Origin of the sequence: Pseudomonas sp. R2-37-08W (genome assembly GCF_003851705.1) — a bacterium.
Taxonomy (GTDB): domain Bacteria; phylum Pseudomonadota; class Gammaproteobacteria; order Pseudomonadales; family Pseudomonadaceae; genus Aquipseudomonas.
In genome coordinates this window covers 1882878-1904203 of record NZ_CP027728.1, presented here as the reverse complement: position 1 = coordinate 1904203, position 21326 = coordinate 1882878, and the positions used below count along the sequence as shown (strand labels likewise).

Sequence of the window (21326 nt, the reverse complement as noted above, 5' to 3'; positions counted from 1 at the left end):
TTGCACTCGCTCGACAGAAACGCGAAAAACGTGAACTGCGAAGATAATGTGAGCCGTTGCCTGGGTTCCATCTGCAGTAGATGGAGTCCAGGCCTTTACGATGGCCCACATTGAGTAGGCGAAATCAATCCAGGACTTCACTGAGTGGAATGAAATTGACCTGATCGCCTACCGCCAAGGTCGTCCCTTCCAGCACTTCCACCAACCCTTGCGCCCACGCTGCACTGCGCAACACGCCGGAGCTCTGGTTGCCGTAGATGACCGCCTGGCCCTGCTCGATACGCCCGCGCAGATACTCACGGCGGTTGCCTGGCTTGGGCCACACGAACCCCACCGGCACTTTGAAACGTAGCGGCGCAACATCTTGCACACCTTGGCGGCGCAGCAGGTAAGGCCGTGCCAACAGGGCGAACGTCACCAGGGTCGACGCGGGGTTACCCGGCAGGCCGATCACCGGCACGCCACGAAAATGCCCGAAGGTCAGCGGCTTGCCCGGTTTGATCGCCAATTTCCACAGCGCCAGCTCGCCCTCTTCACGCAAGGCAATACCGAGGAAATCCGCCTCGCCCACGGATACACCGCCGGTGGACAGGATCAAGTCGACGCTGCCCACGCCGGCCAATCGCGTACGCGTCTGTTGCAGATCGTCCGGCAAGATGCCGGCATCGATCACTTCACAGCCCATTCGCGTCAGCCAACTGCACAGCACGCGGCGGTTGCTGTTGTAGATCTGGCCTGGCCCCAGCGGCAAACCGGGCTCGATCAGCTCATCGCCGGTCGACAGCACGGCCACCCGCACCCGGCGCACCACGTTCAGGTGATCGCGCCCAAGCGAAGCGGCCAGGCCCAACTCGATCGGGCCCAGGCGCGTGCCCGCGGGCAACACCAACTCGCCGACCGTGGTTTCCTGGCCTTGTGGGCGGATGTTCTGGCCCGCGTGCAGCGGCTCGCTGAAACTCACGCGCTCATCGCCGTGAAGGGTCGCGTTTTCCTGCATTTCCACGCAGTCAGCACCCTGGGGCACCGGCGCGCCGGTAAAGATGCGCGCGCAGGTGCCGGCCGCCAGAGGCTCTGGCGCATTGCCGGCGAAAATGCGTTGGCTGACCGCCAAGGGTTCGCCGGCCCAGTCCGCCACGCGCAGGGCGTAGCCGTCCATGGCGCTGTTGGGCCAGGGCGGCAGGTCGAGGGTGGAGACCAGATCTTGCGCTAATACGCGGCCATCGCACTCGGCCAGGCGCAGGCTTTCGTGCTCGCGGATCGGCGACGCGTCAGCCATGTCCAACAAACGCTGCAAGGCCACTTCCACCGGCATCAAGGCGCCGGACTTGCCGGGCTTATCCACGCGATTCACAAGGCTCGGCCTGTTTCAGGTGGGGGACGAAGTTGCACGGCCGATGACGGTTATCCAGCTGTTCCGCCAGGATGCCGTCCCAACCGGTGCGCACCGCATTGGTGGAACCCGGCAGGCAGCACACCAGGGTGCCATTGGCCAGGCCGGCCAAGGCGCGGGACTGAACCGTGGACGTGCCGATGTCGGCTACGGATATCTGGCGAAACAGCTCGCCGAAACCATCGACCTGCTTGTCCAACAGGCAGCTCACCGCTTCGGGCGTGCTGTCGCGGCCAGTGAAGCCGGTGCCGCCGGTGATCAGCACGACCTGCACCACGTCCTCGGCGATCCAATGGGCAACCTGGGCGCGAATTTTGTAGAGGTCATCCTTGAGCAGCACCCGTTCGGCCAGGGTGTGGCCGGCGGCGGTGAGGCGGTCGACGAAGACCTGGCCCGACGTGTCGGTGTCCAGGGTACGGGTGTCGCTGACGGTCAATACAGCGATATTCAGAGGTACGAAGGGCGCATCGGCCTTGGCGTTCATGGCACGGTCCGGTTGTCGAAGGAACAGCCCGATGTTATATCACAGGCCCCTATTTCCATGCCGCAGCGGAACCGCCATGTCTGTTGAATCTTCACCCCTGCCTTGCTCGATTTTATTGTTGGCCGGTGGGCGTGGCCAACGCATGGGCGGCCAGGACAAGGGGCTGCTGGAATGGCGCGGCGAGCCCTTGATTGCGCACCTGCAACGCCTGGCGCGGCCGCTGACGGACGACCTGATCATCTCGTGCAATCGCAACCACGCGCGGTATGCGCCCTATGCCGACCAACTGGTGAGCGATGACAGCCCGGACTTTGCCGGGCCACTTGCCGGCATCCGCGGGGGACTGTTCGCCGCACGCCATGGGCATCTGCTGATCCTGCCCTGCGATGTGCCGCGCATCGATGCGCGACTGCTGGCCGACTTGCGTGCCACAGCGCACTGCAACCCGCAGGTTCCGGTGATGATTCGCCACGGCGAGTTCTGGGAACCCTTGCTCTGCATCCTCCCCACCGCCCTGAAAGAACAAGTGGAACGAGCCTGGCAAGCGGGCGAACGCAGCCCGCGGAAAATTTTCCTGCAACTGGGTGGCGTGGCGCTCGAATGCGCCACCGATGACCCGCGCCTGGCCAATCTTAATACCCCCGAGCTGTTGCACCCACAGGCTGGCGTGTCAGAATGAGCCTTGCATCAGGAACTTTGCCGGCGTTGCACACGTCACAAGGTCAGCATTTCAAAAGTATTCTCTCGGAGACACACTCATGACTCAACGGACCATCGCCGCTCTCATGCTTGCACTGGGCCTCGCCACCCTCGCCGGTTGCGCTTCGCCAACAGTGATCACCCTGAATGACGGTCGCGAAATCCAGGCCGTCGACACCCCGAAATACGATGAAGATTCGGGCTTCTACGAATTCGAACAGTTGGACGGCAAACACACCCGTATCAACAAAGATCAGGTTCGTACCGTTAAAGACCTGTAAGCCAGCGCTTGCACACAAGGCCCGCCTCGCGCGGGCCTTGTCGTTTCTGGCGTTTACCAGTCCAGGGTGATTTCGCTGCGAAAGGTGCGTTGCTGGCCGCTGACCGGGTCGATGAAACGTACGCCCTGGGCCAGCAACTTGAGCGGGTTGGCGTAGTCGTCCACCGCGTCCCTGATCACGTTGGGATAGAACGGGTCATTGCAGATGCTCGCCCCGAGCGCAGTCATGTGGACGCGCAACTGGTGCTTCTTGCCGGTGACCGGGAACAGGCCATAGCGCCATAAATCGCCGTGTTTCTCGCGCACTTCCACCGCCGTTTCGGTATTGCTGGCACCGGGGCCTTCCTGCATGCGGAAGAACGGTTCGCCGTCCACCAACCGGCTTTTGTGCACCAGGGGAAAGGCCAGATCAGGTAAGGCGGGGGCAATGGCTTCGTAGAATTTATCGATGCGCCGCGTGGGAAACAGCTGCTGATAGGCCGCGCGGCTATCGGGATTGGCCGAGAACAGCACCAGCCCTGCGGTATGCCGGTCGATGCGGTGCAGGGGCACCAGGGCGGGATTGTCCAGACGCCGGATCAAACGGCGCAGCAGCGTTTGTTCGACGTATTCGCCGGCGGGGGTCACCGGCAGAAAATGCGGTTTGTCGGCCACCACCAAGTGTTCATCGGCGTACAGGATAGTTTCCTGTACCGGGATCACTTTCTCGTTGGGCACTTCGCGAAAGTAATAAATGCACAGGCCTTCCTTGTACGCCAGGTCCAGGCGAATGGAGCGACCGTTGATATCCAGCACCCGGCCACGAGCAATGCGGTCCAGCCAGTGTTCACGGGCGATTGCCGGGAAATGATCGCACAGGCAATCGAGCACCGTCGCCCACGGGCCAGGCGGCAGGTATAAGGTGCTGGCTTGGTGCTGTGACGGGGAAAAACCGGAAGTGGACATGCAGATGCTCAAAGCCTGGAATAAACAGGCGGGCATTATCCCGCATGGCGCGGGATTGAGCCTAGGAGAGATCTCAGGCCTTGACCAATTGCGTGCGCAAAACCTTCGAAGCGCTCGCCGCGTCGGTAAACTCCTTGAGCCAGCGCAGCACGTCTACGGCCTCCCAACGGCCCGGATCGTACAGGGCGTAGAGCAAGCCCTGGTAACCCACCACGTCCAACTGCTTGTGATAACCGGCACGCTGGAACAGCGCCTCGATTTCTGCAAAGCAGGTATTGAAATGCACTTTGTTGAAGGGCGTCTTGCCTTCCGTGACCAGGCCATCGAGGCGCAGCTCGCTCACCGCATCGCGCACGACGTCGGCGGACATGCGATTGACGCTGCTTTTCAGTTGTTCGACATTCACCACGGGCGTTCCCTCTATTCAATCGCTGTACAAACATACAGTAACGTAATATTGGGAAACCCGCCATGGTCTAAAACGTCAGCGCAGGAAAGCAACCACTTGGTCAGTGTCGAACGGCCAATCCAGTTCAGCCCCGGTGTCCACCCGTCTGAGCACCGGAATCCGCAGGCCGTAGACCTCGGTCAAGTCGTCGGGATCAGTGATATCCACCAGCTCCACGAGCAACCCGTGTTCGACGAGCGGCATGATTTCGGCTTCGGCAATTTCACACAGATGGCAACCCAGGGTGCCGAACAACTGGCATTCAGGAAGCATGGCAAATCAACTCGAATGGAAAACACGCCACCATTCTAAACCCAACATTGGGCAACCGGCGCGCCGATCAATCCTGGCTGATAGCGCCGATCTTGTGGATCGACAAGTCCGCCCCGTAATACTCTTCTTCCTGGCTCAGGCGCAGCCCGCACACGCGCTTGATCACACCGTACACCAGCAGGCCGCCGCCCAGCGCCACGGCGACGCCGAGGGCGGTGCCGATCAACTGACTGACCAGGCTCACACCGCCCAACCCACCCAGCGCCGTCTGCCCGAAGATGCCGCAGGCAATGCCACCCCATACCCCACACAGGCCATGCAGTGGCCATACGCCCAGCACGTCATCGATTTTCCAACGGTCCTGGGCCGCCATGAAACACCAGACGAACAAGCCCCCCGCGACCACGCCGGTGACCAACGCGCCCACCGGGTGCATCAGGTCGGAACCGGCACAAATCGCCACCAGCCCGGCCAGCGGGCCGTTGTGCAGGAAGCCGGGGTCATTGCGGCCGATCACCAGCGCGGCGACGGTGCCGCCGACCATTGCCATCAACGAGTTGACTGCCACCAGGCCGCTGACGCCATTGAGGGTTTGCGCGCTCATCACGTTAAAACCGAACCAGCCCACGATCAGGATCCACGAGCCCAGCGCCAGGAACGGAATGCTCGAAGGAGCAAACGCCACCAGGCGCCCGTCGCGGTAACGTCCGTTGCGCGGGCCGAGCAACAGCACCGCTGCCAACGCCAGCCAGCCGCCCATGGCATGGACCACCACGGACCCGGCGAAGTCATGGAAGCTGGCGCCAAAGGTCGCGAGCAGCCAGGCTTGCAGGCCGAAGTTGCCGTTCCACACCATGCCTTCGAAGAACGGGTAGACGAACGCCACGATCAATGCCGTCGCGCACAACTGCGGCGCGAACTTCGCGCGCTCGGCAATTCCCCCGGATATGATCGCCGGGATCGCGGCGGCAAAGGTCAGCAGGAAGAAAAATTTCACCAGGCCGTAGCCATGATCCGCGCTGATCACCGCCGCCGGCTGCATGAAGCTGACCCCATAGGAGATCCAATAGCCTATAAAGAAGTAAGCCAGGGTGGAGATCGCGAAGTCGCTGAGGATTTTCGACAACGCGTTGACCTGATTCTTCTGGCGCACCGTACCGACTTCCAGAAAGGCGAAACCGGCGTGCATGGCCAGGACCATGACCGCGCCGATCAGGATGAACAGGGTATTGGAGCTGTGGACAAGGGTGTCCACCGCACTTTGCAGATTTTCCATGGAGGTTGGCAGGCCTGCGGCAAGGCAAACAGCACCAAAGCGGTTCAAGCCGGGGTTGCTCGCACCAAATTGGCACCAAAGCCGCCGTCCTTCTTCAGAGGACGTGAACTGCTTTAGCGCAGCGATCAACACAACCGGCGCTCCCCGACGGGGTATTTGCGCGAGTTTCAGTTAATTAGGGTAAGGTTTTTCAAGGTTTTCACCTCGACCGCCCGGATTCAGCGCAGGCCCCAGGGCATGCGCACCAAGGCAAAGCAAAAGCTGTACCACACAATCGCAGTGAACCTTCGGCGAACCCGGCGACTCGAAACCACACGTACAGAACAGCCACACACGGAGATAACCATGGCCGGCAAAACAGCAAAGACTGCTCAAGAAATATTGATGGCGGATTTCCAGACCCTGGTCAGCGATACCGAAAGGTTGCTGGACGACACTGCCATCCTGGCCGGTGATCAGGCCGATGAGCTGCGCACCAAGATTCACGAAAGCCTGCTCAAGGCCCGCGAAACCCTGCAATTGACCGAAGACTCCCTGCGCGAGCGTGGGCAGGCGGCCATTACCGCAACCGAAGATTACGTGCAGGCCAACCCATGGCAGTCTGTCGGCATTGCGGCGGGCGTGGGCTTTTTGATCGGTCTGTTGGCTACCAGGCGTTAATATCATGGCTATCGACGAATCCAGCTCGTCTAAGGGCGCAGGTACCACCTCCCGCCGCCTGGGCGCTGCCGTGCTCGGCTTACTGCACAGCCATGTCGAACTGTTTGGCATCGAGTTACAGGAACAGAAGGCACGCACGGTCAGCCTGCTGCTGTTTGCCGGCTTGGCCTTGGTGTTTGCCCTGCTGTTATTGGTGGGCCTATCGACGTTGGTGATGATCCTGGTATGGGACACCGGCTACCGCCTGACCGGGATCATCTGTCTGTGCGTGTTTTACAGCCTGGCCGCAGCATTCTGCGGGGTACGTTTGAAAGCGGCAGTGTTCGATGAGTCCACGCCCTTCCACTCCACCCTCGAAGAATTGGCCAATGACCGGGAGCGCCTGTTGCCATGAGCTTGCCTGAAATCCCGCAAAACTCGTCCCGTCGGGAGATGCGCAAGGCGTTGATCCGCCTGCGCATGGAAATGCACCGTCAGGAAATCCGTCACGAGTCCCAGCAATTGATGGCGCCACTGCACAAAGTGCGCGACCTGCGTCACAACTGGCAAGACAGCCTGGGCATCAAGCACGCGCCGCTGTGGGGCGTGGCGGCGGTGACACTGATGGGGTTCTTTACCGGCAAGGGCGCCAAGGGCGGCAGTATCAGCAGCGTGACGCGCCTGATACGGCTGGGGGCCGGGTTGATCCCGCTGATCAAACTGGCCATGCAGGGCGCTTCGCGCAGAAAATAAGCCCCGCTCGCTGGCTCCACGCTACAACCTGACCGCCGGGCAACTGCGCAACGGCGGTCAGCGCCTGTTGTTTGCCGCTGTCCACCTGAAGATTTCCACTTGCCCCGCCCGCGCGGAAACGGGAAGCTGCAGGTGTCATTCACCGTACGGAGAGTACCTGCCTTGGATTGGCCTACCCTGCTGACCCGCGAACGTCTTGGCAAGCCCCTGCACAGCCCTGAAGAGCTGGGCCGCAGCCCTTTTCACAAAGACCATGATCGCATTATTTTTTCCGGCGCTTTCCGTCGCCTGGGCCGCAAGACCCAAGTGCATCCGGTTTCGAGCAACGACCATATCCACACGCGCCTGACTCACTCGCTGGAAGTCAGCTGTGTGGGCCGCTCCCTTGGCATGCGCGTCGGTGAAACATTGCGCGGCGCCCTGCCCGACTGGTGCGATCCAAGCGATTTGGGCATGGTGGTGCAATCGGCCTGCCTGGCCCATGACATCGGCAATCCACCCTTCGGTCACTCCGGCGAAGACGCCATTCGCCACTGGTTCCAGCAGGCCGCCGGGCGCGGCTGGCTGGATGACATGAGCAACGCCGAGCGCAATGACTTCCTCAACTTTGAAGGCAACGCTCAGGGTTTCCGCGTATTGACCCAGCTTGAATATCATCAATTCGACGGTGGCACGCGGCTGACCTATGCCACCTTGGGCACTTACCTCAAGTACCCCTGGACTGCCCGCCACGCGGACTCGCTGGGCTATAAGAAACACAAGTTCGGCTGCTACCAGAGCGAGCTGCCGATTCTGGAACAGATCGCGCATAAACTCGGCCTGCCTCAACTGGAGGAGCAACGCTGGGCCCGCCACCCATTGGTGTACTTGATGGAGGCCGCCGACGACATCTGCTATGCGCTGATTGACCTGGAAGATGGCCTGGAGATGGACTTGCTGGAGTACGCCGAAGTCGAGTCACTGCTGCTCGACCTGGTGGGTGATGACCTGCCGCAGACGTATCGACAATTGGGCCCGCAGGATTCCCGTCGGCGCAAGCTGGCGATCCTGCGTGGCAAGGCCATCGAGCACCTGACCAACGCCGCAGCGCGCGCATTCGTCGAACAACAGGACGCCCTGCTTGCCGGCACCCTGCCTGGCGACCTGGTTGAGCATATGCACGGTCCGGCGAAGCGTTGCGTACTGGATGCCAAAGACATGGCGCGCAAGAAAATCTTCCAGGACAAACGCAAGACCCTGCATGAAATCGGCGCCTACACCACCCTGGAAATTCTGCTGAACGCTTTTTGCGGTGCGGCGTTGGAGCAGCACGGCGGGCGTACGCCGTCGTTCAAGCACCGGCGCATTCTCGACTTGCTGGGCAACAGCGCGCCGGACCCTGCCTGGCCGTTGCACGCCTCGTTCCTGCGCATGATCGACTTCATCGCCGGCATGACCGACAGCTATGCCACCGAGATGGCTCGAGAGATGACCGGGCGCTCCAACCCTCAATAACGACTCGATCGACTCGCTCTGTTGCCTGAAACGAATCGCCCTACGATGGGAACAGAGCGGCCTGATCGAATTCGTACATATTCCCGAGGAATAATCACGCACGCCATCGCAGACAAGACGAGCAGTTCCTACGCTCCCATCGACGCTTGACTCACTGTGTACTCTCTATGCCCAACTATCCCCTTCGTATTCTTTTGGTGGAGGATCACCCTTTTCAACTCCTCGCCACCCAATGCTTGCTTAGAAGCTTCGGCTTCCACCAGCTCACCCCCGTCGAAAATGCCGAACAGGCCATACGCACCATGACCCAGTCTGAATTCCCCTTCGACTTGATGTTATGCGACCAATGCCTGCCCGACCTGCCCGGACTTGAGTTGGTAGAAATCGCCAGCCGTGGTCAGTTTATTACCCGAGCGATTCTATTGAGCGGGCTACCAACGACGGAATTATTCAAACTGACCGCACAAGCTGCGCAGCGTAATCTGCCACTTCTGGGTTGTTTATCAAAACCGTTAAATAAAGATGAACTTGAGCGTTTAATGAGTTCAACTCAGCCATTATAAGTGTAGGAATTTATACCTTAGTAATTGCGAAAAACAAAGAGAGAGCTGTCGCAAAATACCCGTGGCCGTTAGCTACGCCAACCGCCCTGAAAACACACACTTAGTGTCACAATTACCTAGCAACTCGTAGGCCTATGCCTTTCTTTGTGTAGGAAACTTCCTGTTTTGCGCTTGTCGCCCCCACGCTTCATGCTGCTGCCTCGTCTTCTGAGCTAATGTGAATGCTTTATTTGCACCTGCATGGAATGTGATTATGAACACCGTTTTTATTATCGACGACCACCCCGTTATACGGCTCGCCATCAGAATGTTACTGGAACATGAAGGTTACAAAGTCGTTGGAGAAACGGATAACGGGTGCGACGCCATACAAATGGTCCGCGAATGCCTGCCGGACTTGGTAATCCTGGACATCAGCATTCCGAAACTTGACGGCCTCGAAGTTCTATGTCGATTCAACGCCATGAACACTTCGATGAAAACCCTGGTACTTACCGCCCAATGCCCGACGCTGTTTGCCACGCGCTGCATGCGTTCGGGCGCGGACGGTTACGTCTGCAAGGAAGGCGACCTGAGTGAACTACTGAGTGCTATCCGCGCCGTACTATCCGGGTACAACTACTTCCCCAGCCAGGCATTGAATGCAAATGGAACGGAAGGCATGGACACGCAGGAGCTGGACTTGTTCAGGGCTGTTAACGACCGAGAACTCATGGTCTTGCAACTTTTTGCACAAGGCCGCACCAACAAAGAAATAGCCAAGGGTATGTTCCTGAGTAATAAAACCGTCAGCACGTATAAAAAGCGACTAATGCAAAAACTAAAAGCCCAGTCTTTAGTCGAGCTCATCGAGATGGCAAAACGAAACGCGCTAGTGTGAGAAAACGGATGCCCAGCCGTATCAACGACTATTTGATCATATTGAGTGCCGGTTTGTACTTCAGCACTACCGTGCTTGCGGACGACTCCACCGACCCGCAACACTTCACTTTATTGAGCCGCGCCGGAATCGTTCAACTGAACACTCAACTGGACAGGACCCAGCGCCAGTGGCTGCAATACAAGCGCGAACTGGTGCTGGGTACTGCCGCGCCTGACTACCCGCCGTTCGACCTCACCTCCAGTGGTCGCGATTACGAAGGCCTTACCGCAGATTATGCAGGCCTGCTGGCCAAGGCACTGGCCATACCGGTGAAGGTCCTGCGCTACCCTACTCGGGTGGCCGCCATTCAAGCTCTCGAAGCTGGTGACATCGATTTGCTGGGCTCCTCCAACGGCTTTGAGGCCGCGAACCCCAATCTCACATTGTCGGCACCTTACGCCGTGGACCAGCCTGTACTGGTCACTCGCGAGGGGGAAACCCGCAGCCTCAGCGATGGCCTTGAAGGGCTGCGCCTGAGCCTCGTCTATCATTACCTGCCGTTCGATGAAGTGGAGAAGCTGTACCCCAAGGCGGATATCCGCACCTATCCCTCCTATCAAAATGCCCTGAATGCAGTGGCGTTTGACCAGGCGGATGTATTTCTTGGCGATACGATTTCCACCCACTTCATGATTAACAAGGGCTACCTCAAAAACGTTCGCATGGCCAACTTCGGCAAGCATGAGGCCTATGGCTTCAGCTTTGCCCTACGCCACGACAACCTCGTTCTCCTGAGCATTGTCGACACGGTGCTGGCGGCTGTGCCCATCAATGAGCGGGATAGCATCGCCAAGCGGTGGAGCGCCGGCAGCGATATCTTGCTGACCGACGAGAAACTGCAACTGACCCCGCGCGAAGAACGCTGGTTGAAGGCGCACCCGGTGGTAACGGTCATCGTGAATGAAACCTTTGCCCCGCTCACCTTCTTCGATGCGGAGGGCAATTTTCGCGGCATCACCGCCGACCTTCTTGAACTCATTCGCTTGCGGACCGGCTTGCGTTTTGCGGTGCAGCGCGGACGTAAAGTCGACGATATGATCGAGCAGGTCGCCACGCAGAAAGTCGATATGATCGGGGCGATCGTGCCGAGTAACCAACGGGAGGCGCAGCTGAATTTCAGCCGTCCCTACCTGGAAAACTCGTACGTGCTATTGACCCGCAAAGAACCCGGAGCACCGCTGAACCTGGAGCAGATGGCGGGCAAGCGCCTGGCGGTGACACTGGGCACTCCGCTGGCCGAAATCCTGCGCAAGGACTTTCCGCAGATTCAACTGGTGGAAACCGGCGATACCTTCAGGGCCTCCGAGTTGCTTGCACAAGGGCAAGTGGATGGCGCTGTGAACACACTGTTGATCGCTAACTATTTCCTGTCCTCAAAGGTTTTCCGGGACAAGCTGCAGATCACCACGAGTATTGGCACCACGCCGGCGACGTTCGCCCTGGCCACCTCTCGCCATGCCACCGAGTTGGGCTCGATCCTCGATAAAGCGCTGCTCAGTATCGCCCCGGATGAAATGGGCGTGATCAATAGTCGCTGGCGTGGCTACACAGTCGAATCCGATAGCTACTGGCGCAATTACAACCAACTGATTGCCAAAATCGTCATCGGTACCGGTTTGCTGCTCCTGATTTCCCTGACCTGGAATGCCTACATGCGGCGCCAGATCAGGCAACGAAAAATGGCCGAGCGCGCCCTCAACGATCAGTTCGAATTCATGCGCGCGCTGGTCAACGAAACACCGCACCCCATCTATGTACGCGATCGTAATGGCTTGCTGCAAACCTGCAACGACAGTTATCTGCAGGCCTTCGACGTCAAGCGGGAGGATGTGATCGGCAAAAGCGTGACCCAGATGAGCATGGCCCTCGCGCCCGAAGCAGCGCAGTACCATGCCGACTACCTGCGGGTGGTGGCTGAAGGCAATCCATTGATCCTGGACCGCACCCTGCATATCGAGGAGAGGAAGCTGACGATCTACCACTGGATCCTGCCCTACCGCGATTCCACTGGCGAAGTCCAGGGCATCATCGGCGGCTGGATCGACATCAGTGAACGGCGTCAGTTGTTCGATGAACTGCGCGCCGCCAAAGAGCGCGCCGACGAGGCCAACCGCGCCAAAAGTACGTTCCTTGCCACCATGAGCCACGAGATCCGCACCCCCATGAACGCCGTGATCGGCATGCTCGAACTGACGCTCAAGCGGGCCGACCAAGGGCATCTCGACCGTCCGGCGATAGAAGTGGCCTACAACTCGGCCAAGGATCTCCTGGAACTGATAGGCGACATTCTCGACATCGCGCGCATTGAGTCCGGCCGTCTCAGCCTGGCGCCGGAACGCGTCAATCTGCGCGAGGTGATCGAGTCCGTGGTACGCGTGTTTGACGGTCTTGCGCGCCAGAAAACCCTCAGCCTGCTACTGGAGTTCAAGCCCGACCTGAACGACATCGAAGTCCTCATAGACCCGCTGCGCTTCAAGCAAGTGCTGTCCAATCTTGTGAGCAATGCCATCAAGTTCACCGAACACGGCCAGGTGAAAATCAAGGTGGAGGTGCAACCGAGCCAGACCCAGGAACAGGTCGACGTGAAGCTGGTCGTGGAAGACACCGGTATCGGCATCAGCAGGGACGACCAACTGCGTCTGTTCGAGCCGTTCGCCCAGGCCGATAATTCCGGGCACCTGGCCAGAAGCGGTGCCGGCCTGGGCCTGGTGATCTGCCGCAGCCTTTGCGCAATGATGGGCGGCCAGCTGAGCCTGAGCAGCGTGCCCATGGTCGGCACCCAGGTGCACGTCAACCTGAAAATGCCGCGCCTGCATCCGATCACCCCCCAGGGTGAGCACACGCCTGCGAAGCCGGTCTCTACCCCGGTGCTCAATGTGCTGGTAGTAGACGACCATCCGGCGAACCGCCTGCTGATGTGCCAGCAACTGGGCTACCTGGGCCATCAATTCACCGCCGCCGAGCATGGTGCCGCCGGGTTCCAGGCCTGGCGCCAGGAACAGTTCGACCTGGTGATCGCCGACTGCAACATGCCCATCATGAATGGCTACGAGTTGAGCCGTTCCATCCGTGAGTACGAGCAACGCGAACAGTTGGCGCACTGCGTGGTACTGGGGTTTACCGCCAATGCACAACCGGAGGAAAGACAACGCTGCATGGAAGCGGGCATGGATGACTGCCTGTTCAAACCTATCAGCCTCACCGTGCTGGAACGGCAGTTGGCACAGATCATCCCCCAACCCACGAGCCCGCAGCTGGACCTGGGATGCCTGGACGCGCTGACCGGAGGGGATTCGCAATTGAGTCGACGTCTGCTCGAAGAACTGCTGACCAGCAGCGTTGATGATCGTCAGGCACTCATTGCGCTGCTGGATCGCAAGGCTTCATCCACCGACATCATCGAACAGGCCCACAAGATCAAGGGGGCCGCACGCATCGTCCAAGCCAATGCCTTGGCCGGGCAGTGTGAAACACTGGAGCAGGCCTGCTCGCGCAACGAAGATCGGCGAGTGATCGAGACGGGGGTCAAATCCCTGGAAAAGCTCATGCTCGAGCTGGAACGGGCACTGCAGGTTCAACTGCATGACCTGGACGGCCAATAGGAGGCAGGGGCTTGCCCCCGCCTCGCTCGCTCAGCAATCGGTCAAGCGCAGGAAAATAGCCGCGAGTTGTTCGATACCCGCCTGGTCCTGAGGCGTAAAACGCGCCAGCGACGGGCTGTCGAGGTCAAGGACGCCAATCAATTGGCCGTTCTTGACCAGCGGCACCACCAACTCACTGTTCGAGGCGCTGTCACAGGCAATGTGCCCGGCAAACGCATGCACGTCTTCCACTCGCTGGGTTTGCCGGGACGCCGCGGCGGCACCACACACACCACGACCAAAAGGGATGCGCACGCAAGCGATCTGGCCCTGGAAGGGGCCAAGAACCAGCTCATCATTGCGATTGAGGTAGAAACCCGCCCAGTTCAGGTCGTCCAACTGATTGAACAGGAACGCGGAGAATTGCGCGCTGTTGGCAATGAAATCCCGCTCATCCGCCAGCAGCGACTCCAGTTGCGCACACAGCAGCGCATAGCCCTCGAGGCCGGTGCCGGCCTGTTGTAAATCGATCATGGTTGACGCTCCAGCAATTTGAGACCCACCCAGTAACGAGCGAACTGATAGGCGCAGCGGCCATTGCGGTTACCGCGCCCGGTCGCCCAGCGCACGGCGAGAATGTCGAGTTGTTCATCACGCTGCCACTGCAGGCCGGTCTTGCCGGCCAATTCGCCGATCCAGTGCTCCACCACATTCAGGAAGTGCTCCTGGGTAAACGGGTAGAACGACAGCCACAAGCCAAAACGGTCGGACAAGGCAATCTTGTCTTCTACCGCCTCGCTCGGGTGCAGTTCGCCATCTACGCGCTTCCAATTGTCGTTGTCGCTCTGGTTCTCCGGCACCAGGTGACGACGATTGGAGGTGGCATACAGCAACACGTTTTCCGGCGCCTGCTCCAGGGAGCCATCCAGCACGCTCTTGAGCACGCGATAGTCACCTTCCCCGGCATCGAACGACAGGTCATCGCAGAACAGGATGAAACGCTGCGGCAGCTTGAGCAGTTGCTCGACCACGCGCGGCAGGTCGGCCAGGTGGTCACGCTCGATTTCGATCAAGCGCAGGCCGGCCTCGGCGTGCTGGGCGAGCAAGGCGCGTACCATGGATGATTTCCCGGTGCCACGCGAACCCCATAGCAGCGCATGGTTGGCAGGTAAGCCGTCGAGAAACTGTTGGGTGTTACGCGCCAGCTGTTCACGCTGCTTGTCGACGCCGATCAGGTCCGACAGGCGCATGTCCAGGCTGACTTCCAGCGGCAACAGGAAGCCTGTACGGCCTTCGCGCTGCCAGCGGGCGGCCAGGCACTGGTTCCAGTCGATGGCTTGGCGCGGTGCGGGTAACAGGGGCTCCAGGCGCGCCAGCACGGCGTCAGCCCGCTCAAGAAAGGCATTCAATCGAGAATCCACATCTATTCCTCTGGCAAGTTCTTGTAAAAGATGGCGTATTGGCAACCCTGTGGCAGACCGCACAAGGCTGCGTCAAGAAAATCGATTTATGCCGGGCAAGTCAGCGCTGGTGGGATGTTCAGCTATGCTTGCCGGGCGAAGGGAAACGTGAAGTGGTTCAACACTCGATGGATATCAAGTTCGCCCACCGCTTGTCTTATAAACAAGCCAGATTGACTGTGCTGGTCGGTTTCGTCTTGGGAACCTTGCTCAGTTTTATCCAAATCGGCATTGATTATGCCAGTGAAGACGCATCCATCAACCGTGAAATACGTTCACTGATCGAAATCAGCCATAACCCTGCCTCGCGTATCGCCTACAACATCGATGCCGAACTTGCCCAGGAACTGACCCTGGGCCTGCTGCACTCTCCTGCCATTGCCCACGCACAGCTGGTCGACAACAACGGCATGGTGCTGGCCGACGTCGAGCGGCCGCGCAAGGAAAGCCATTATCGACCCGTCAGCGATTTTCTGTTCGGTGCCAACCGTCAATTCGAAGACCGCCTGTACCTCAGCCATATGCCCAACGAATCCCTGGGTGTGCTGCGCCTTGATGTCGATACCTACGCGTTTGGCAGCCGTTTCCTGCGCCGCGCCGAGGTCACGTTGCTCAATGGTTTTGTGCGCAGCCTGCTGCTGACCGGGATCTTGCTGGGCTTGTTCTACGTCATGCTCACCCAGCCGCTGGTGCGCATTATTCGCGCGTTGAGCACGCGCAAACAGGCGCGCCTGGACTGCCCGCCAGGGCATGAGCACGACGAAATCGGCGTGCTGGTCAACGTTGCCAACCAGCAATTCGAAAACATGGAAACCGAGATCCAGCAGCGTCGCCATGCCGAAGATCGTCTCACCGAATACCTGGGCCAACTGGAAGACATCGTTTCTGCGCGCACCCTTGAGCTCAAGACCAGCAACCAACGCTTGAGCCAGATCAATGATGAGCTGGAAGCAGCGCGGATGACCGCCCTGGGCATGGCCCAGGCTCGGGCGGCGTTCCTGGCCAATATGAGCCATGAAATCCGCACCCCGCTCAATGGCCTGCTGGGCATGATTGCCCTGTCGCTGGACAGCCCGCTCAACGCCGAGCAGCGCCAGCAACTGTCCATTGCCCATGACTCCGGCAAGGTATTGGTGGAGTTGCTCAACGATATCCTTGACCTGTCCAAGTTCGACGCGGGTCAACTGGAGCTTGAGCGCATCCCGTTCGACCTGGGCTCGCTGGTGGAAGACACCGCCAACCTGTTGTCGCAAAACGCCGCGCCCAGCGTGGAACTGACCTGCCTGATCGACCCGCTGTTTGCTGCCCAAGTCATTGGCGACCCGACGCGGGTACGGCAAATCGTCAGTAACCTGCTGTCCAACGCCTTGAAGTTCACCCGCTTCGGCCGGGTGGATGTGCGCCTGCGCCACCACGGCGACGGAGTGCGCATTGAAGTCTGTGATACCGGTATCGGGATTGCCCAGGATGCCCAGGTCAAGATTTTCCAGCCGTTCACCCAGGCCGGCGCTGGTATTACGCGCCAATTCGGCGGTACCGGCCTGGGGCTCGCATTGACCCATAATCTCTGCGAAGCCATGCAGGGCCGCTTGAGCATCAGTTCGGAGGTCGGCTTCGGCAGCCAGTTCTGCGCCGACCTGCCGTTGCCCACCCACCTGCCGGCGGCAGCTCGGGTGCCATTGGCGGGCGATGTGATCGTCATCACCCACCACAGCAGCGGCCTGGGGGAGTTGCTCACGACCCTGCTGCCCCACTGGGGGTTGGCGCCGCGTTGCTACTCCATGGAGGACGACCTGAGCGGACAATACCCCGACCTGTTGATCACCGACTGCCCGGAGTGCCTGTTCCGCCTGAGGCCGGGCATCAGCGCGCCGATTCTGGTGGTGACTGCCTATGGCAACTTCATGCCCAGCGAAGAAGTCGCGGCCCTGGCGCCGCTGCAGCAACAAGCCCGCCCGCTGAGCCGTAACGCGCTGTACCAAATCCTGCAGCGTAATTTGCGCAGCGACACGCAGCCGATTCTGGACCCGGTCCAAATCGACGCCGCGCCCCTCAGCCACCGTGCGCGCATCCTGCTGGTGGAGGACAACCCGGTCAATCAACTGGTGGCCAAGGGCATGCTCGGCAAGCTCGGCTGCGAGGTCATCGTGGCCGCCCATGGTGGCGAAGCCCTCAAGTTCCTTGAGGACCAGCGTTTCGATCTGGTGTTGATGGACTGCAACATGCCCGTGATGGACGGCTACGAGGCCAGTCGGCAGATTCGCCAGAGCGGTCGCTGGCCGGACCTGCCGATCGTCGCCTTGACCGCCAACGCCCTGTCCGAAGAACGTGAGCGTTGCCGTGCAGCGGGGATGAATGATTACCTGGCCAAGCCGTTTCGCCGCGAGGAACTCAAGGCCCTGCTGGACCTGTGGGTGCCTGAGACGACGAGTCTCATTTGAGCAGGGCTTCGATCTCTTGGCTCAGGTTCTGGGGCTTGGTGGTCGGGGCGAAACGCTTGACCTCTTTGCCGTCACGCCCGATGAGGAATTTGGTGAAGTTCCACTTGATGTTCTTCGAGCCCAGCAGCCCTGGCGCCGCCTTTTTGAGCTGCACGAACAGCGGGTGGGCATCGCTGCCATTGACGTCGATTTTCTTGAACAAGGGAAAACTGACGCCGAAGTTCAATTCGCAGAACTCGGCTATCGCGCCTTCATTGCCCGGCTCCTGCTTGCCGAACTGATTGCACGGAAAGCCCAGCACCACCAGGCCCTGGTCCTTGTATTGCTGCCAAAGCTGCTCCAGGCCCTTGTATTGCGGGGTGAAACCACACTTGCTGGCGGTGTTGACCACCAGAATGGCCTTGCCGGCGAAATCGGCCAAGGTCTTTTGCTCACCCTTGATGGTGGTGCAAGGGATGCTCAGCAAGTTGTCGCTCATGGCAGTGCCTTTGATTAAGGGAAGAAGCAGAAAGGTAACTCGCCATTCAATAGCGTCAACTCAATTGACGGCAATGATGATGTGCAATCAACCCAAGGCCTAACGTGGGGGAGCAAGCCCCGCCCACATTTTGACCGAGCGGGTACTCGCCTAGCGCGGCACCAGGTCCAGGCACACCGAGTTGATGCAGTAGCGCAGGCCGGTCGGTGGCGGACCGTCCGGGAATACATGCCCCAGGTGCGCGTCGCACTTGGCGCAGGTGACTTCGGTGCGGATCATGCTGTGGCTGACGTCACGGATCTCGACCATCGCGTTATCGGCAATCGGCTCGTAGAAGCTGGGCCAGCCGCAGCCCGAGTCAAACTTGGCTTTGGAATCGAACAACGGTTCATTGCAGCAAATGCAGTGGTACACGCCGTCGGTCTTGGTCTCGTTGTACTTGCCGGAGAACGGCCGCTCGGTGCCTTTGAGCCGACACACGTTGTATTGCTCCGGGTCGAGCATCGCTTTCCATTCTTCAATGGTTTTCTGCAGCTTTTCCATCGGTATACCTCGGCAACTGAAAAACCCTGATCTGTGTCTTTTCCGTGGATCAGGCGGCACGTATGATTGCGCCTCTTCAAAACGCCAGTCTGGCACCCGCGCCATCACCATTCAAACGTATTTATGGGTGTGAGCCGCACGGGATTCACAGTACGGTAGTGCCTGTGCCGTCTGGATCGTTCATTTTCAGGATCACATCACCATGCAGGTCAGCAAATCGAACAAGCTCGCCAACGTCTGCTACGACATTCGCGGCCCGGTGCTCAAGCACGCCAAACGCCTGGAAGAGGAAGGCCATCGCATCCTCAAGCTGAACATCGGCAACCCGGCGCCCTTTGGTTTCGAAGCGCCAGACGAAATCCTCCAGGACGTGATCCGCAACCTGCCCACGGCCCAAGGCTACAGTGACTCCAAGGGCCTGTTCAGCGCGCGCAAGGCGGTGATGCAGTATTACCAGCAAAAACAGGTCGAAGGTGTCGGGATTGAAGACATCTACCTGGGCAATGGCGTGTCCGAGCTGATTGTGATGTCGCTGCAGGCCTTGCTCAACAACGGCGACGAAGTGCTGGTGCCGGCGCCGGATTATCCGTTGTGGACCGCCGCCGTGACCCTGGCCGGTGGCCACCCGGTGCACTACCTGTGCGACGAAGGGGCCGACTGGTTCCCGGACCTGGCCGATATCAAGGCCAAGATCACCCCGAACACCAAGGCCCTGGTGATCATCAACCCGAACAACCCCACCGGTGCCGTGTACTCCAGGGAAGTGCTGCTGGGCATGCTCGAACTGGCGCGCCAACACAACCTTGTGGTGTTCTCCGACGAGATCTACGACAAGATCCTCTACGATGACGCCGTCCACGTGTGCACCGCCTCCCTGGCGCCAGACCTGTTGTGCCTGACCTTCAACGGCCTGTCCAAGTCCTACCGCGTGGCGGGGTTCCGCTCCGGCTGGATCGCCATTTCCGGGCCCAAGCACAACGCCCAGAGCTATATCGAGGGCATCGACATGCTGGCCAACATGCGCCTGTGCGCCAACGTGCCGAGCCAGCACGCGATCCAGACCGCCCTCGGCGGCTACCAGAGCATCAACGATCTGGTACTGCCCCAAGGTCGTTTGCTGGAGCAACGTAACCGCACCTGGGAGTTGCTCAATGCGATCCCGGGCGTCAGTTGCGTAAAGCCCATGGGGGCGCTGTACGCGTTCCCGCGGATCGATCCGAAAGTCTGCCCGATCCTCAACGACGAAAAGTTCGTGCTCGACCTGCTACTGTCGGAAAAGCTGCTGGTGGTGCAAGGCACCGCCTTCAACTGGCCGTGGCCGGATCACTTCCGCGTGGTGACGTTGCCGCGCGTGGATGAACTGGATATGGCGATCGGTCGCATCGGCAACTTCCTGAAGTCCTATCGCCAGTAACGCAAATGATCCCGTACGACCTGCATTTGGTCGTACAGCGATTATCTGGCAACACTTCTCTGGCGCGGGCGACCTCGAACGGGGTGATAGCACCGCGCCAGGCGCCCTACCCTAGCGTTAACGGGGGTGCGACACGCTTGGCGGCGAACCGGCAAGGCTAATTGTTGTGGGAAAATCCCTTCAAGGCGCTACATTTTCGCTGTAGGACACAGTTTGAAATAGTCGCTCGGTTGAATCACCCCATGCCGCACCTTATATACCCCGCAGTAAGCGACATATTAAGCATGAGGAGAATTCTACAACCATGATGCGCATCCTGCTGTTCTTGGCCACTAACCTGGCGGTCGTACTGATTGCCAGCGTCACCCTGAGCCTTTTTGGCTTCGACGGGTTCATGGCGGCCAACGGGGTTGATCTGAACCTCAATCAGCTGCTGATTTTCTGTGCGGTCTTCGGTTTTGCCGGTTCGCTGTTCTCGCTGTTCATCTCCAAGTGGATGGCGAAAATGAGCACCAGCACCCAGATCATCACTCAACCACGCACTCGCCATGAACAATGGCTGATGCAAACCGTGGAGCAGTTGTCTCAAGAAGCAGGCATCAAAATGCCCGAGGTGGGGATTTTCCCTGCTTATGAGGCCAACGCCTTCGCCACCGGCTGGAACAAGAACGACGCGCTGGTCGCTGTCAGCCAGGGGCTCCTGGAGCGTTTTTCGCCCGACGAAGTCAAGGCGGTGCTGGCCCACGAGATCGGCCACGTGGCCAACGGCGACATGGTCACCCTGGCGCTGGTTCAGGGCGTGGTGAACACCTTCGTGATGTTCTTTGCGCGAATCATCGGTAACTTCGTCGACAAGGTGATCTTCAAGAACGAGGAAGGCCGCGGTATCGCCTACTTCGTGGCAACCATCTTCGCCGAGTTGGTCCTGGGCTTCCTGGCAAGCGCCATCGTAATGTGGTTCTCGCGTAAACGTGAGTTCCGCGCAGACGAAGCCGGCGCGCGCCTGGCGGGCACCAGCGCGATGATTGGCGCACTGCAACGCCTGCGCTCCGAACAAGGCCTGCCGGTGCATATGCCGGACAGCCTGACCGCCTTCGGCATCAACGGCGGCGTCAAGCAGGGCCTGGCTCGCCTGTTCATGAGCCACCCACCGCTGGAAGAGCGGATTGACGCATTGCGTCGTCGCGGCTGATAGCGCAGGGCAACACAGAAAGGGGCGATTGGATCGCCCCTTTTTCGTGGG

Annotated in this window: 22 protein-coding genes; 12 read left to right on the top strand and 10 right to left on the bottom strand. The window is 59.7% G+C overall.

Features of this window, described 5'->3' with window-relative positions; translation table 11 throughout:
- Positions 1–124: 124 nt before the first annotated feature.
- On the bottom strand, positions 125–1351 hold the full coding sequence (gene glp / locus C4J93_RS08860) for a gephyrin-like molybdotransferase Glp (RefSeq protein WP_124429115.1): 1227 nt from the start codon (positions 1349–1351) through the stop codon (positions 125–127).
- Positions 1335–1874: a molybdenum cofactor biosynthesis protein B gene (moaB, locus tag C4J93_RS08855; protein WP_048729884.1), complete on the bottom strand. Its 540-nt coding sequence runs from the start codon at positions 1872–1874 to the stop codon at positions 1335–1337. The genes glp and moaB overlap by 17 nt, the downstream gene beginning before the upstream one ends.
- 76 nt (positions 1875–1950) lie before the next feature.
- Here moaB and mobA point away from each other — a divergent pair, with 76 nt between their 5' ends.
- Together mobA and C4J93_RS08845 are read left to right on the top strand one after the other, a co-directional pair.
- Positions 1951–2553: a molybdenum cofactor guanylyltransferase MobA gene (gene mobA, locus C4J93_RS08850; RefSeq protein WP_124429114.1), complete on the top strand. Its 603-nt coding sequence runs from the start codon at positions 1951–1953 to the stop codon at positions 2551–2553.
- 79 nt (positions 2554–2632) lie between these two features.
- The gene (locus C4J93_RS08845; protein WP_003189935.1) at positions 2633–2854 is read left to right on the top strand and encodes a YgdI/YgdR family lipoprotein; all 222 of its coding nucleotides are present in this window, start codon (positions 2633–2635) and stop codon (positions 2852–2854) included.
- Positions 2855–2907: 53 nt separating this feature from the next.
- On the opposite strand, the gene C4J93_RS08840 is transcribed toward C4J93_RS08845, so the two are convergent.
- From C4J93_RS08840 to C4J93_RS08825, 4 genes are all read right to left on the bottom strand, one after another.
- Entirely contained in the window at positions 2908–3798 is an 891-nt protein-coding gene (locus tag C4J93_RS08840) for a pseudouridine synthase (protein ID WP_124429113.1), read from the bottom strand.
- Positions 3799–3871: 73 nt separating this feature from the next.
- Positions 3872–4207: a transcriptional regulator gene (locus C4J93_RS08835; protein WP_124370143.1), complete on the bottom strand. Its 336-nt coding sequence runs from the start codon at positions 4205–4207 to the stop codon at positions 3872–3874.
- Positions 4208–4282: 75 nt separating this feature from the next.
- Positions 4283–4519: a glutaredoxin family protein gene (locus C4J93_RS08830; RefSeq protein ID WP_124361933.1), complete on the bottom strand. Its 237-nt coding sequence runs from the start codon at positions 4517–4519 to the stop codon at positions 4283–4285.
- A gap of 67 nt (positions 4520–4586) precedes the next feature.
- On the bottom strand, positions 4587–5795 hold the full coding sequence (locus tag C4J93_RS08825; protein WP_124429112.1) for an ammonium transporter: 1209 nt from the start codon (positions 5793–5795) through the stop codon (positions 4587–4589).
- A gap of 345 nt (positions 5796–6140) precedes the next feature.
- Here C4J93_RS08825 and C4J93_RS08820 point away from each other — a divergent pair, with 345 nt between their 5' ends.
- From C4J93_RS08820 to C4J93_RS08790, 7 genes are all read left to right on the top strand, one after another.
- Entirely contained in the window at positions 6141–6455 is a 315-nt protein-coding gene (locus C4J93_RS08820) for a YqjD family protein (RefSeq protein ID WP_124361931.1), read from the top strand.
- Positions 6456–6459: 4 nt separating this feature from the next.
- On the top strand, positions 6460–6849 hold the full coding sequence (locus C4J93_RS08815; RefSeq protein WP_124429111.1) for a phage holin family protein: 390 nt from the start codon (positions 6460–6462) through the stop codon (positions 6847–6849).
- Positions 6846–7187 carry a hypothetical protein gene (locus C4J93_RS08810; protein WP_124429110.1) on the top strand — a complete coding sequence of 114 codons (342 nt, stop codon included), beginning with the start codon at positions 6846–6848 and terminating at the stop codon, positions 7185–7187. Before C4J93_RS08815 ends, C4J93_RS08810 begins: the two co-directional genes overlap by 4 nt.
- 162 nt (positions 7188–7349) lie before the next feature.
- Positions 7350–8681 (top strand): deoxyguanosinetriphosphate triphosphohydrolase, encoded by a 1332-nt coding sequence (locus C4J93_RS08805; RefSeq protein WP_124429109.1) that lies wholly within the window; start codon positions 7350–7352, stop codon positions 8679–8681.
- A gap of 167 nt (positions 8682–8848) precedes the next feature.
- Positions 8849–9244, top strand: a complete 396-nt coding sequence (locus tag C4J93_RS08800) for a response regulator (protein WP_124429108.1) — start codon at positions 8849–8851, stop codon at positions 9242–9244.
- Positions 9245–9497: 253 nt separating this feature from the next.
- Complete coding sequence (locus tag C4J93_RS08795) at positions 9498–10124, top strand: response regulator transcription factor (protein WP_124366395.1); 627 nt, start codon at positions 9498–9500, stop codon at positions 10122–10124.
- 8 nt (positions 10125–10132) lie between these two features.
- The gene (locus C4J93_RS08790; protein ID WP_124429107.1) at positions 10133–13768 is read left to right on the top strand and encodes a transporter substrate-binding domain-containing protein; all 3636 of its coding nucleotides are present in this window, start codon (positions 10133–10135) and stop codon (positions 13766–13768) included.
- A 30-nt stretch (positions 13769–13798) separates the two neighbouring features.
- Here C4J93_RS08790 and C4J93_RS08785 read toward each other — a convergent pair whose 3' ends face one another.
- Positions 13799–14281 carry a GAF domain-containing protein gene (locus C4J93_RS08785; protein WP_124361924.1) on the bottom strand — a complete coding sequence of 161 codons (483 nt, stop codon included), beginning with the start codon at positions 14279–14281 and terminating at the stop codon, positions 13799–13801.
- Entirely contained in the window at positions 14278–15168 is an 891-nt protein-coding gene (locus tag C4J93_RS08780) for an ATP-binding protein (protein ID WP_124370138.1), read from the bottom strand. The genes C4J93_RS08785 and C4J93_RS08780 overlap by 4 nt, the downstream gene beginning before the upstream one ends.
- A gap of 167 nt (positions 15169–15335) precedes the next feature.
- On the opposite strand from C4J93_RS08780, the gene C4J93_RS08775 reads away from it, so the two are divergent.
- The gene (locus C4J93_RS08775; protein WP_124430857.1) at positions 15336–17648 is read left to right on the top strand and encodes a response regulator; all 2313 of its coding nucleotides are present in this window, start codon (positions 15336–15338) and stop codon (positions 17646–17648) included.
- Here the strand turns inward: C4J93_RS08775 and C4J93_RS08770 are convergent.
- Positions 17641–18126, bottom strand: coding sequence for a glutathione peroxidase (locus tag C4J93_RS08770; protein WP_124429106.1), 486 nt, complete (start codon positions 18124–18126; stop codon positions 17641–17643). The genes C4J93_RS08775 and C4J93_RS08770 overlap by 8 nt on opposite strands.
- Positions 18127–18276: 150 nt before the next feature.
- Positions 18277–18669, bottom strand: coding sequence for a peptide-methionine (R)-S-oxide reductase MsrB (gene msrB / locus C4J93_RS08765; protein ID WP_124429105.1), 393 nt, complete (start codon positions 18667–18669; stop codon positions 18277–18279).
- Between the two features lie 202 nt (positions 18670–18871).
- Between msrB and C4J93_RS08760 the strand changes: the two genes are divergently transcribed.
- Together C4J93_RS08760 and htpX are read left to right on the top strand one after the other, a co-directional pair.
- A complete protein-coding gene (locus C4J93_RS08760) occupies positions 18872–20083 on the top strand; it encodes a pyridoxal phosphate-dependent aminotransferase (RefSeq protein ID WP_065885153.1) in 1212 nt (403 codons plus the stop codon).
- A 304-nt stretch (positions 20084–20387) separates the two neighbouring features.
- Positions 20388–21275, top strand: coding sequence for a protease HtpX (gene htpX, locus C4J93_RS08755; RefSeq protein WP_124361920.1), 888 nt, complete (start codon positions 20388–20390; stop codon positions 21273–21275).
- The last annotated feature ends 51 nt before the right edge of the window (positions 21276–21326 follow it).